The following is a 13,293-nucleotide window of genomic DNA, read 5'->3' on the forward strand; positions in this document are numbered from 1 at the left end:
ATAACCCTCCCATGGATTATTGATATCAAATTTGCATATCAATAATCCGAACCAGGGGGGCCTAATTAATTTTTATAAGGGTAACAATCAGTTAAAAAACAGCCATTACCGTAGATCCAGCCATTTCAGCCTGCGGAACAGCAACTTCAGCACGGACAACCTTTCCCGTTTTTGAGTCGGTCAGGCTCAACGAGATGGTTTTCTCTTTCTGCAGAGGATCGGTTACATAAACTAACCTTTTCCCGGCTACATTTCTAACCATGAGGATACATGCTTTATCTGTTTTTATGGAGAAGGATGGAAAGTTGATACTTCCTGCCTCATAAAACACCGCCTGAGCAATGTCCAGCTGTTGATGATACACGCCCTGAAGCAGTTCGGTATTGGCAATCACCTGCACACGGCCCGGGTCGTATTGTTTCATATCTTCTGCCGCTTTTACACCAGGCAACACGATATAAGCATATTTACCATTTACAGGTTTCGCTCCATGATTGATCCACAGCTTAAATACATTTCCAGATAATTCTTTCTTAGGATGTGAGTTGTTGATCTGAAACCAATTGCCCTTTTGCAGATCAGTACTCAGGCTGAAATCCCCGCCCTCAGGAAAAACATAGGCAATGCCATCATGCCAGATCCAATCCTGAGCTTTGCCTTTTAAATTCAAGGTCTTTCCTGCTCCCAGTGGAAGCCGGTCTGAAGAAGTTTTTACCGCGCCATTTAACCAGCTTTGATTTAAAGTGGTTGTTACCGGCTCCGCAGCAGGACTATTGATTCCCGCACCGAGGCATACCACTTCCTCATCAAAAAAGAACCATGATTTTTTTGCCGATAAGTTATCGTAATCCAAAGCATAGGCACTTGCGCCATAGGTTTTATCGGAAACCCCGCCTGCAAAGGCATTACTTCCTTCTTGTCCCCAGAATTTAGTCATCTGACGATCTGCAGGATAATCTCTGGCCGTCACTCCCGGGATTTTATCCCATTCCCAAACTGGCATGATGTTGTCATATTCCGGCCCTCGGACCTGGATGTTTGTTGCCCCATCTGCCAGGGTTCTGCCCAACAGGTTTTCTCCGTTTCCACTCTCACTTCGCTTCGTCCTGTTGCTCACCATACGCACATTAAAAGAATAACCGGGACGCAAATGAAGGGTATAATCTCCATTCCAGAACTGCTGGTGTAAAGGTTCAATCTGAACTTCCGGCCCAACAGTACCCTCCGTTCTCGCAATGGCACTTTCCCATTCCTGCTGATGTTTAGGATCAATCAGCTTCGCTACTTTTAGCCGGCTAGCCTCTCCTTTTTTATTTAAAATACCGGGCCTGCTTACGCCACGCCCTTCCACATTAAAATCAATATAGCTTCCGCGAATCGTTTTCAAATAGCTATCTCTATAGTATTTAGAGAACAGCTGAAGTTTATCTTCGCTAAGTGCATAAGGGGTATTTCTTACATATCCTGCGAGTTTTAAAACACCGGCAATAAATACGGCACCATAACTGGAAATCTGGAGCTGTGGCCCATGCTGGAGGTAAGAATAATCATATTGGAGCCCCTCTTTATAATGAACAAACCTAATTGGCTCAAACAATTCCCTGGTAGACAATGTCATCAGCGACTGATCCCGCGTTAATAACCCACGGTAAAAATAATGCAGGGCGATGTCTGTTTTATTTGCTCCGGTCTTTTTCTCCGGATTACCACGTTTCATGCGCGCTATTAACGATCCTTCCAAAGCTTTTGCCAGTTGTTTCTTTCCAACACGCATCTGAATCAGCAGCTCCCCCAAAGCCTGGGGAGTCGCAATCTCATTGTGCCACCAGTTGCTGCTTTTAGGATCGGTAGCATACCAATAACTGAAAGCATTGGAAATCCCCTGAAACATTTGATCATCCTGATAATAGCGGCTCCCTTTAGTGATGTAAGCCTGAATGAGCGTTTGCAATTTCAACAAGTGATCGCCAGGGATCCAATTCGTAATGGCGGTGTCTTTATAATCGATGTCCTTCCAGCTTCCATCAGCTCCTAAAGCTTTTAAATTTCTGGTTGCCGGCTCATCCAGCTGCCCAACTGGCTTTACCAGATCCAGCACGATCCTGTTCATGATCGTATCGTAAGGTTGAGCGGATTGTGCTTTCGTAAGTTCCGGGATCAGCAATAATAAAAACAAGCTGCAGCAGGCTAATAATTTCTTCATTTGGTTAGGATTTATATTATGGGTAAAGTCTTTCCATTTCACGGCCTTTCAGGTCCATGCGGTGTTTAATGAGCTGGTTTTCGTCGCCGTAACTGCTGTACCAATGCGGCTGATCGAGCCCTTTTTCCCAATGGGAAAGCATGGCCAGTAGTTCTTTCACTTTCGCCGGATACTTCTCCGACAGGTTATTGTTTTCAGAAATGTCCTGACTAAGGTCAAAGAGCAGCACTTTATCTTTCACACGGATGAGTTTCCAGGAGGCTGACCTGATGGCCGCAGCAACGCCTCTCCTCCAGTACAAGGCCTGGTGTGGTTTCCCTTTATTGCCCGATGTCAGATAAGGAAGCAGGTTTACACCATCCAGCTTCTTTAGTCCTTTTTGCTTGCCTTTGCCCGCAGCAAGTACTGTAGGAAGGATATCCAGGGAAATTACAGGCCGGTGATCTGTTTGATTGACCCCGATGTGCCCAGGCCATTTCATCATCATGGCTACCCGGATTCCACCTTCCCATTTGGAACCTTTCATTCCTCTCAAAATTCCGTTATCGGAAGAGTTTACCGTTGCACCTCCATTATCATTGATAAAAACGACGATCGTATTTTCTTCCAGACCATTTGCTTTAATCGCATTCAGTACAGCGCCTACGCCATCATCCAAAGAAGTCATCATTGCGGCATAAGCCCTTCTTCCGCTATCCGGAATTGATGCAAAGCGCTCCATCAAATCTGCCCTCGCATTCATAGGGGTATGAACCGCATTATAGGACAAGTACATAAAAAAAGGATTGCTTTTATTTTTCGCGATGAAAGCAGATGCCTTATCGGTAAACATGTCCGTGAGGTAGGTGATTTCCTGCTCCGGAACCTCCTTCTGGTTATCGTACAGGGCGTATTCTTTCTTTCTCGGCCCCTTATAGGCAAAGAAATCCCGGTGTCCACCTGTAAAACCGTAAAATTCATCAAAACCTCTGCGCAAAGGGGAATGTTTCTGTTCTTCTCCCTGATGCCATTTTCCGATGGCAATCGTTCTATAGCCATTGTCCTGCATCTCATTTCCAATCGTCCTTTCTGCGGGATCCATTCCGACATCGCTGAGCTGATATCCTGCCGCAACTTTGGTAGAAGTATTGTGTTCAAAGCCGAAACGTTGTTGATAGCGGCCTGTTAAAATACCCGCGCGGGAAGGCGCACATACAGAAGCAGAAACATAGGCATCGGTAAAGCGGATGCCCTGCTTTGCAATCGCATCTATATTTGGTGTGGGAATCTGCGTTCCGCCATAACAACCGAAATCGGCATATCCGGCGTCATCGCTCACAATCACAATCACGTTGGGTTTTGTTTGCTTAGGTTTGCCGGGCGCAGGATTTCCCGGCCCCATCGCATTTACTGAAGACGTAACCAGCAAAGCGCTAAACATCATGATGATCAATTGATTCTTCTTCATAATTCTTTTACTACAGAAATCAAATATTCAGTTTAATTCGCTGATTGAAGAGGAAAAATCAGTTAAAAAGGGGGGACTAATTTGTTTTTCGGGCATATTCCGAAGGTGCCACATCGAATTGCTTGCGAAACTCTTTGCTAAAATACTTCCTGTCGTTAAAGCCAACTGCATAAGCCACCTCAGAAATATTCAGCTGGTGTTCCGACAAAAGCTGAGCGGCCCGTTTCAACCGTTGAGACTTGATAAAATCTGTAATCGACAAGCCCGTAAGTGCCTTGATCTTTTTATACAACACCGTCTGACTCATCCCGATCTCCTCCACCAGACTTCCTACGTTAAACTCCGGATCTTCCATATGCGCTTCCAGCAACTTCATTAGCTTGTCAAGAAACTGCTCATCAGGAGAGGTGATTTCGATTCTTCCCGGCATGAGTAAAACCTGCCTGTTGTATTTCTGCCGGAGTCCTTCACGTCCAAGCAGCAGGTTCCGGATACTGAGTTCCAGCACCTGTATGCTAAAAGGTTTGCTGATGTAAATATCTGCGCCCGCTTCCAACCCGTCCACCTGATGAAGATGGGAAGCCATGGCCGTCAGCATAATCACCGGAATATGATTGGTCCGCTCTTCCTGCTTCAATTTCGAACATAGCTCCAGTCCATTCATCCCTGGCATCGTCACATCACTAATGATCAGATCAGGAAGTTCTTCTATCGCGACATTCCATCCCTCCAGTCCATCCGCTGCGGTCAGTAAATAGTAGGTATGCTGTAAAGACTGAAGGATGAACCCTCTCAGTTCATCATTATCTTCCACTACCAATACGGTATATTTCTTTTCCCCGGCAGGAACACCTTCTTTTTTCCCGGCATCTGCGGAAAGAATTTCCGGCAGCGCTGCCGGAAAAGGAATCAGATCTGATGATACCGCCAATTCTTCTGCACTAAAATGTGCGGAACCCAATGGCAGCCTTACCGTCAGACTGGTTTGTCCTCTTTCTTGCGCTGTAGCCTGCTCACTGGAAACAGAAATCTCTCCATGATGAAGTTCTACAATGTTTTTCACCAAAGCCAAACCAATGCCCCAACCTTCCGTACTGATTTTCCCGGATTTCACCTGATAGAAATTGCTGAAGATCTTATCCAGCAGTTCCTCAGGAATTCCAATCCCGTTATCCTGGATGACCAGCTTTGCCTGTCCGTTTTCTACTCCTGCAAAAAAGCTGATCTCCCCTCCGTCGGGCGTATATTTGAAAGCATTGGACAGGATATTATAGCAGACCTTCTCCAGTTGTGCCGGATCAAAAAAGAGCAATAACTCCTCCTCCGGAGATTCAAAATGGTAAGTAATATTTTTGAGTTCGGCAAGGCCTTCATAGCTGCTAAAAATCTGCCTACAGAAAGCAATCAGCTCATTTTCCCTCACCTGGAGTTTCACATTTCCTGTTTCTATCTTCCGGAAATCCAGCAACTCCGTAATTAAACGCAGCAAACGGTCTGTATTTTTCTTAATGCCGGACAGCTGATAGTTGATGAGCTCATTTTCTTTACTCATCTGGATCAGCTTTTCCAGGGGCGCGAAGATTAAGCTGAGCGGCGTACGGATTTCATGGGAGATCCTGGTAAAAAAGTCCAGCTTCATCTGATAAAGCTCCTGTTGCCTTTCGTTGTTCAGGTGCTCATAATAGAGCTCTGATTCCAGGCGCTCCTGTCTGCGGAAGAAACGAAAGATCAGGTAAAGCAATGTAGATACCGCAACCACATAACACAAATAGGCCCACCAGGTGCCCCACAAAGGCGGCAGTACCCGAATGTCTAATGCGGTAGGTTGTTCATTCCAAACGCCATCATTATTGCTTCCTTTGACCAGCAATTTATATTCCCCTGCCGGCAGGTTCGTATAGGTTGCAGAAGGAATCGTCACATAGTTCCAATCTTTGTCAAAGCCCTCCAGTTTGTAGGCATATTTGTTGCGCTCCGGCTGGATATAATTTAAAGCCACGAAATCAATGCTGAAGATGTCCTGATCGGCAGAGAAAGTGATCTCTTTAACGCTACTGATGTCCTGCTTTAACAATTGATCCGGTCCTCCCACCAGAACGGGTTTATTGAACAGCTTCAATCCAGAAAAATCAACCTTGGGAAGGTGTTCATTCTCTTTTATCTCTCTTGGGGTGAAAGCCACCAGTCCGTTATAACTGCCGAAATAAAGCTTCCCTTTTTCATCTTTATAGGCAGAGTTGAAATTGAATTCATTTGCAGGTAATCCATCGGTGATGTTGTAATTTTTGAAGGAGCGTTGTTTCAGGTCGAATTTACTCAGCCCCCGGTCGGTACTCAGCCATAAACTCCCTTCGTTGTCCTCGAGAATACCAATGATGTTATCGCTGGCCAGGCCATTTTGCCTGTTATAACTAGTAAAGGACTGCGTTTTCGGATGATACAGACTCAGGCCGCCATGATGCGTTCCTACCCAGATGTTGCCATCATGATCTTCCTGAATACAGTTGATCTGATTCGATTGCAGGCTATCCTTATGGGCCGTGCTTTTCAGAAAAACTTTAAACTGCCTGGCTCCCGGCGACAAAAGATTGAGGCCTCTGGGCGTACCCACCCAAAAATTCTTTTTGCTATCAGAAAAAGAGAAACGAATATAACTACTGCTAAGTCTTAACCCTGAGGAAGGTAAATCGGTTATTACCGAAAAGGTTTGCTTTTCAGGATCGAACAGGTTCAGTCCTTTTGAAGAAGTACCCACCCATAAACGCCCCTGATGGTCTTCAGAAATGCTGCTCACATAGCCATAGCTTAAACTAGCCGGATTGTTGGGATCGTGCCTGTAATGCTTAAACTTCCCCGTCGACGGATTAAACAACTCCAGTCCGCCTTGAAATAAGCCAATCCAGATCTGTCCTTTCCGATCTTTATAAATGGCCTTAATGGTATTCGAACTGAGGCTACCAGGATCCGAAGGCTGGTTTACGTATTGCTTAAATTCATTGGTACTGGTATTGAAATAGTTCAGTCCCTGCCCTTCCGTCCCGATCCAAAGGTTCTTTTTGTCGTCCGCTGCAATCACGCTAATGATGTCACTACTGATGCTGTTCCTGTATTTACTATACTTATACACGGTAAAAGGCACGGCATTTTGATGGGTCACATTCACGCCGCCAAACATCGTTCCTATCCATACAGAGCCATAGTTATCCTCGTAAATGTCTTTGATCGAATTGTCGCTTAAGCTTTTGCGGTTCTCCGAATCATGTTTAAAACCCTTGAAACGGAGTGTTACCGGATCCAGGATATTCAACCCGTTCATGGTCGCCACCCATAATTGACCATCTTTTCCAGGCATTATTTTACGAATGATGTCATTGCTGATCCCATCATTCCTCATTGGATCGTGCTTAAACCGGATAAATGAGCCGGATTCCGGAACAAAGAGGTTTAGTCCCTCTGCCTCCGTTCCAATCCAGATCCGCCCTTGCCGGTCTTCGGCAATGGTCTTGATCGAATTGCCACTGATGCTGTTTGCCCTGGAGGGAACATGAACAAATGAACTGATAACATAACGACCATTTTCAGGTGTCATCCTGCTCAGTCCTTCTGTCGTACCGACCCAGATATTTGATTTGCTGTCTTCAAAAACAGCATAAATGGTATTTCCCGCAAGTCCGTCTTTTTTAAAGTATTTCCTGAATTTCCGGGTTTTCGGATTTTCAAGAATGCTCAATCCGTTGTAGGTACCAAACAAGACTTTCCCTTTAGTGCCCGCAGCGATGGAAAGGATAATTTTATCACTGATACCATTTTGATCTCCGGGCTTATAAATGATGCGCTCAAATTTATCGGTTTCCGGGATATACCTGTTGAGCCCATTCTGAGTACCTATCCAGAGATTTTTTTGCCGGTCTTCGGTAATGGCATAGATATAATCTTCAGAACTGATAGAGGCGGGATCGCTTTCCAGTGTTTTATATATTTTAACCCTTTTACCGTCATAGCGGTTCAGGCAATCCCTCGTTCCAAACCACATGTATCCCCTGCTGTCTTTACAGATGGCCAAAACCGTACTCTGCGACAAGCCATTGGTAACCGATAAATGATCAAAGGAAAACTGACCAAACACAGCATTAAAAAACAAAACAATTGTTAAGGTTATAAATAAGTGCTTAGACATGGTGATGGTCAGGAAAGCTTGGTTAGGTCCTGACAATTATACAAAAAAAATACGCTTATGCGGGTAGACCTCTCACATTAAGCGTATTTTCAAAAAAGCAGACTAGCGTCTGCGTTTACTCAGGTTATTGCTGATGATCTGATCAACGCTATATTTTCCACTTCCGGAAACAAAAAGGAAAGCATAAACGACCAGATAATGTAATGCCATTTCTTTTTTATCAAAACCATCAGGACCATGAATGATAAAAATTGCGACTAGCATGGTCACGATCAAAGGAATGACAGCCAGCCTTGTGCCCAATCCAATTAAGACCAGAATGGAACATAAAAATTCTGCAAAAACAGCCAATGCCAGTGAAGCAGGCTCACCCACCCCTATTGGATCTCCAAATTGAATAGGCCCGCCTCCGGTTAACATTTGTAATTTCTGATAGCCATGAAATAGCATAAAAACAGCAATAGAAACGCGCAGAACCAGCAACATAAAGTGAATGCCTTCATGGTTGAAATTGGTGTTGAATAATTTTTTCATCTAGGTAGATTGTTTAGTTTGAATCGTTTATTAATTAATGGTGTATGTTAAAGCTATGAATTTATTTGCTCGTTATGGAGATAATAAATCCTGAAATCGCATCCTGAAGAATCATTTTCTTTGAAGCATCCGGTTTTCCTTCTTTCTGAATCATCTGAATAGAAACCAGGCCATGGAGAATCGATAGGTAGGTATGGTATTTCAGGAAATAGTCTGCTTCCGGATGATTGCTTTGCGCAATCGCTTCTTTGATCGTGGAAATCATGATGCCTGTAGCAGTCTTCATTTCTATAATCTGGTTTACCCGGTCACAGGCCGGAATGCCAAGGCCAAACATCAATTGATAATATTCGTTGTGGTCAAAAGCAAAATCCCAATAGGCATGTGCCATCGCTTCCAGCTGTTGGGCAGGAACCTTATATTGGTCTTTCACCACCTGAAGGGTATCAGATAACTTTTGAAATCCTTCTTTGGTGAATTCCAGCAGGATCGCTTCCTTATTTTCAAAATGGTTATAAATCACGGGAATACTATACTCAATCGCATCCGCAATCTTGCGGATCGATAAAGATTGCCAGCCATCAGAAATGACCTGCTGCCATGCCGCTTCAAGAATGCTTGCTTTAAATTCTTCCTTCTGCCTTATTTTACGTTCTGCAATTCCCATAGACTATGAATTTTGGTTAACACTGTTAACAAAAGTAATGGGTAAATTATATTTTAAAAAATCTTTAGGAAATTCTGACTTAAATACAACAAATAATCAGGCTTAACACAGCTATTAATCAATAATTAGCCGGAAAGTCAGGTTAATTCTGGAGGAGGTCACCTGCACTGTTTTTGGTAAACGATGTTCCCAATAATGTTGCGTTTCCCCCTTCATAATCAGCACACTGCCATGACTCAGGTCTACAGAAATAATAGGGATCTTTTCTACATAACGCCTGAATTGAAAAATCCGGTGCGCACCGAAGCTGACAGAAGCAATCAAGGGATATTTCCCCAGGTTCTTTTCGTTGTCCCTATGCCAGCCCATACTGTCGCTCCCATCACGGTAGTGGTTGAGCAGACAGGCGTTGAATCTGGCATCGTACTTTTCTTCAATACGGGTTTTAATCTTTGTCATCGTTTCCGTCCATGGCAAAGCATTCATGGTAATTCCGGAATAGCTATAGCTGATCCCTTCGTCTCCATAAAATGCAGTGAACCGGGGTTGCATAACAGTTTTACCAAAGATTTTAATGGGTTCCTGTTTCCAGGCGACACCAGTGGTCAGGTCATTAAAATATTCATTGCTTTCTTCCTCATTAAAAAATCCTGGAAGGAACAGGGCTTCTCCCGGAATCGGAAGGAGGTTAACATGATCTCGGTACATCGAATGACTATAAAATAGTTTTCCATAAAGATAAATCAATTTTAACTAAAAATCCACCCCTGCTATAAAACAACAATGCAGATGGAAAAAATACCTGAGTATCCTAACCACCTGCAATTCTTCCCCTACGAATCTCTTTTTTTCTTGCTTTCCCGATTGCTTATCTTGCAATAGAAGTTTCACTATTTCCTTTCCATTCTCCAAATGCCTTTTTTGCCAGGGCTTTTGCCTGGGCAAGGCTGATGTTACCGGCAATGGTGATATAAGTTCTTGAAGGTGTGATCTGTTTGTTATAAAATGTTGTTACTTCGGCTAAAGAGACCGCCTGTTTTGTCGTCTTGTTTACCTGATCTAAAATAATCTGATCGATTACCGGCTCCTGCAAAGCAGATGCTACAACTAAAAATGCATTTTCAAAATCGTCAGCATCTGCAGCCACATTGGCTTCATCAGCAGTCACGCTTATTTTAGGGGCAATTTCTTTTTGGCTGCCTGCAAAAACAGCTTTGCTTCTTACACTTGTTCCTTCAGTTAAAATGTTCGTTAATACTCCAGATACTGCACCATTGCTGTCCAGGTCTTCTCCTTCGATCTTAACAGAGGCGAAGACTTTTCCCATTCCGATATTCTCCGCTACAACGACCTCTATTCCGTTTTTTAATTTAAAACTTACCGGATCTTTCATCGTTACCTGCGCTTCGATATTACCGAACGCGAATACACCTATCATCATTATGAGTGCTTTTTTAATTGTTATCATTTTTAATTCTGTTTTTCTGGTTGATATATTTGAATTGATTACGCTTTAAACAACAATGCAGATGGGATAAATACCTGGGTACTTAAACCACCTGCAATCCACTCCCTCTAATCTCTCTGCACTTTGTTGCGCTCTCCAGCTTATTTTGTCAGTTCGGATGAACTGTTTTCTTTCCATTCGCCAAATGCTTTCTTAGCCAATACTTTTGCCTGAGCAAGGGTAATGTCGCCAGCTATGGTGATATATGTTTTTGCGGGTACAAGATTTCCATGGTTTCTGGTCGTAGATGTCAATGCTTCAGCAGTTGCTAAAAAAGCATTTTCAAAATCTTCTGCATCAGCAGCTACATTTGCTTCATCAGTACCAAAGTTTACTTTAGGTCCAAAGTCTTTACCGTTATCAGCAAGTGTGATAGTGGTATTGGACGCCAGCTGTCCGCCTTCGATTTTAACAGAGGCCAGGACTTTGCCCATTCCATTGTTTTCAGCAACGATAACTTCTACGCCGTTTTTTAGTTTAAAGCTCACCGGATCTTTCATGATCCCTTGTGCCTGAATGTTACTGAAAGTGAATAAGCCGATGATGATGAATAATAAGTTTTTCATATTGTGTTTTTTAGGTTGTGTGTATTTTTGGTCGATGTTTTTAATTGATGAGTCAAAGGTATGCCAGTTTTACAAGGCTGGAAAGACAGAATAGACGGAAAGGCAAAAGTGATCGGTGAAAGGATGTTTATCCCCTTTGATAATTTATAAAGGCAGATTCCGGATTGCCATCGTTGAGATTCTCTGAATAGAATGCCTTTTAAACAACAATGCAGATGGAATAAATACCTAAGTATTTAAACCACCTGCAAATCTTCCCCCACTTCTCCCTATTTGTCAAATGCTTTCGCTATTTTCTCATGTCATTGTTTTCAGCAATATTTTTTCGTCAGTTTATGCTTTTCTGGTTATTTTTATGGGTTGATAAATCAAAGATAAAACCCTTTTAAGCGAACAGGAAGGGGGAATCGACAGAAAGGATAAAATGAACGGTGAACAAGGCTTTTGACTCTTTCATTTTCCGATCTATTATAATTATATTAGTATAGGTTAACGAAATCCCGATGAATTGCTTAATTGTTGATGATAACAAAATTGCCCGGACTACGCTCAAAAAACTGATTAGCCTGGATCCCCTTTTAGTATTGGTTGGTGAATGCAGCAATGCAACCGAAGCTTATATCAAAATCCTGGAACAGCCTATTGACTTGTTGTTTTTGGATATAGAAATGCCCGGAATGACGGGAATGGAACTGGCCAAAAGCCTGGGACAAAAACGTCCGCTCATTATTTTCACCACTTCAAACAGAGATTACGCCGCCGATGCCTTCGACATGGACGTGATCGATTTTATCACCAAGCCGGTAACTACAGTCAGGTTTTTAAAATCTGTAGAAAAAGCAAGGGAATTCCAGAAAACCAAAATCTTACCACTGGACCTTATAGAAGAAGATTTCATCTTTATAAGAGATTCTGGTACCGTCAGAAGATTGGAACTGGACAATATCCTCTATCTGGAAGCCCAGGGAGACTATGTAAAAATTTATGTAGCGAATCAATTTTACAACATCCACACGACCTTAAAATCTGTAGAGGAAAAGTTGCCGGCAAGTGTCTTTCTTAGAGTACACCGATCCTTTATCATCAATGTCAGTAAAATAGATACCCTCGAAGGTGGTACGCTGATCATCAACAAAAATCTGGTTCCTGTTTCAGATGCCTACCGCGCCACACTTAATAAAAGAATGCAGATTCTTTGATAATTGGCTTATTTTTTGCTCGGTAACTGTACATTTCATCCCTTATAAAATGTCGTCCCAAACTCCCTATACCGCTGGAAGTTACCAACTCATTGACCTCAGTTATATCGAGCAGATCAGCAATGGCGACAAAGCCTTTGAAAAAGAAATTGTTCAGATTTTCGTGGAGCAAATTCCCCAGGACCTGGCCTTATTAAAGCAGCACTTTGCTGCCGGCGACTTCAGCAAGGTGAAACAAAGTGCACATTATATGCTACCCAGTATTTCCATCCTGGGACTGGAAACCAAATTAAAGGTTGAACTGGAGGCACTGGAAGCATTGGAATCCGCTTACAAAGTTCTTAGACGTCATATCGAAACCATTGATAAGGTCTGCAATACCGCAAGAGCGGAAGCCATTGAATTGCTCCATTCTTATGCCTGAAGAATGGAACAATGACAATTATTAACTGTCTTTTTTCTTACCGTAGATATTGTAATAATTATAATCCGTCATCGGTGCACCGGTTAAGCCAAGGTGATGTGAAATCGTGGTCAGCTGTCCCCGATGGTAAGTACTGTGGTTCATCACCTGCTGGATGTATTCAAAGTTGGCGAAGTCACAATTAAACCATGGATTGACCACGAGGTTATTTTCTTCAATGGACTCTGCCATCATTTGATTCACATAACTGGAGAATTCTTCAGACTGCTGAATGAGCGTCACAAAAGCATCTTCTATCGTTCCCTGGAATTCAGCCTCCGGCTCGAAGGCTTCTTTTTTAATCACCGACAACCAGTACGCCTGTGTTTGCCAAATGTGAAGTATGGTCGGTTTAATGCCTGAAAAGCTTGACCGCACTTCTTTCTCCAATACTTCTTCAGGATAAGTTCTCAGCCAATTGATCAGCGTGGTGTTTGCCCAGGCGTTATAAGCCACATAATTCCTCATTAAATAAGTGATTGCATTTGTAGCTGTTGCGGTGTTAAGGTGGTCAGGTGTCATAATTTATT

The 13,293-nt window shown here is 43.0% G+C and carries 11 protein-coding genes; 2 read left to right on the top strand and 9 right to left on the bottom strand.

The genetic code is table 11. The features are described 5' to 3' along the window. Positions 1 to 91: 91 nt before the first annotated feature. The 8 genes from cslA to AAFF35_RS22680 all read right to left on the bottom strand — a co-directional run bounded on the left by cslA (position 92) and on the right by AAFF35_RS22680 (position 11,101). Entirely contained in the window at positions 92 to 2,203 is a 2,112-nt protein-coding gene (gene cslA / locus AAFF35_RS22645) for a chondroitinase-AC (protein WP_342328824.1), read from the bottom strand. Positions 2,204 to 2,219: 16 nt separating this feature from the next. After that, positions 2,220 to 3,650 (bottom strand): sulfatase, encoded by a 1,431-nt coding sequence (locus tag AAFF35_RS22650; protein ID WP_342328825.1) that lies wholly within the window; start codon positions 3,648 to 3,650, stop codon positions 2,220 to 2,222. A 76-nt stretch (positions 3,651 to 3,726) separates the two neighbouring features. Next, the gene (locus AAFF35_RS22655) at positions 3,727 to 7,791 is read right to left on the bottom strand and encodes a two-component regulator propeller domain-containing protein (RefSeq protein ID WP_342328826.1); all 4,065 of its coding nucleotides are present in this window, start codon (positions 7,789 to 7,791) and stop codon (positions 3,727 to 3,729) included. 138 nt (positions 7,792 to 7,929) lie between these two features. Beyond that, positions 7,930 to 8,361, bottom strand: a complete 432-nt coding sequence (locus tag AAFF35_RS22660) for a DoxX family protein (RefSeq protein ID WP_342328827.1) — start codon at positions 8,359 to 8,361, stop codon at positions 7,930 to 7,932. Positions 8,362 to 8,422: 61 nt separating this feature from the next. Beyond that, complete coding sequence (locus AAFF35_RS22665) at positions 8,423 to 9,028, bottom strand: TetR/AcrR family transcriptional regulator (RefSeq protein WP_342328829.1); 606 nt, start codon at positions 9,026 to 9,028, stop codon at positions 8,423 to 8,425. A gap of 114 nt (positions 9,029 to 9,142) precedes the next feature. Next, positions 9,143 to 9,736: an alpha-ketoglutarate-dependent dioxygenase AlkB gene (locus AAFF35_RS22670; RefSeq protein WP_342328830.1), complete on the bottom strand. Its 594-nt coding sequence runs from the start codon at positions 9,734 to 9,736 to the stop codon at positions 9,143 to 9,145. Between the two features lie 160 nt (positions 9,737 to 9,896). Next, positions 9,897 to 10,469, bottom strand: a complete 573-nt coding sequence (locus tag AAFF35_RS22675; RefSeq protein WP_342328831.1) for an insulinase family protein — start codon at positions 10,467 to 10,469, stop codon at positions 9,897 to 9,899. Positions 10,470 to 10,636: 167 nt separating this feature from the next. Continuing rightward, entirely contained in the window at positions 10,637 to 11,101 is a 465-nt protein-coding gene (locus AAFF35_RS22680; protein WP_342328833.1) for a hypothetical protein, read from the bottom strand. Between the two features lie 503 nt (positions 11,102 to 11,604). Between AAFF35_RS22680 and AAFF35_RS22685 the strand changes: the two genes are divergently transcribed. Beyond that, positions 11,605 to 12,300 (top strand): LytTR family DNA-binding domain-containing protein, encoded by a 696-nt coding sequence (locus AAFF35_RS22685; protein ID WP_342328834.1) that lies wholly within the window; start codon positions 11,605 to 11,607, stop codon positions 12,298 to 12,300. Between the two features lie 49 nt (positions 12,301 to 12,349). Then, positions 12,350 to 12,724 carry a hypothetical protein gene (locus tag AAFF35_RS22690; protein WP_342328835.1) on the top strand — a complete coding sequence of 125 codons (375 nt, stop codon included), beginning with the start codon at positions 12,350 to 12,352 and terminating at the stop codon, positions 12,722 to 12,724. A gap of 21 nt (positions 12,725 to 12,745) precedes the next feature. Here AAFF35_RS22690 and AAFF35_RS22695 read toward each other — a convergent pair whose 3' ends face one another. Beyond that, positions 12,746 to 13,285, bottom strand: a complete 540-nt coding sequence (locus tag AAFF35_RS22695) for a DinB family protein (protein ID WP_342328836.1) — start codon at positions 13,283 to 13,285, stop codon at positions 12,746 to 12,748. Positions 13,286 to 13,293 lie beyond the last annotated feature (8 nt).

Origin of the sequence: Pedobacter sp. FW305-3-2-15-E-R2A2, from assembly GCF_038446955.1 — a bacterium.
Classification (GTDB): domain Bacteria; phylum Bacteroidota; class Bacteroidia; order Sphingobacteriales; family Sphingobacteriaceae; genus Pedobacter.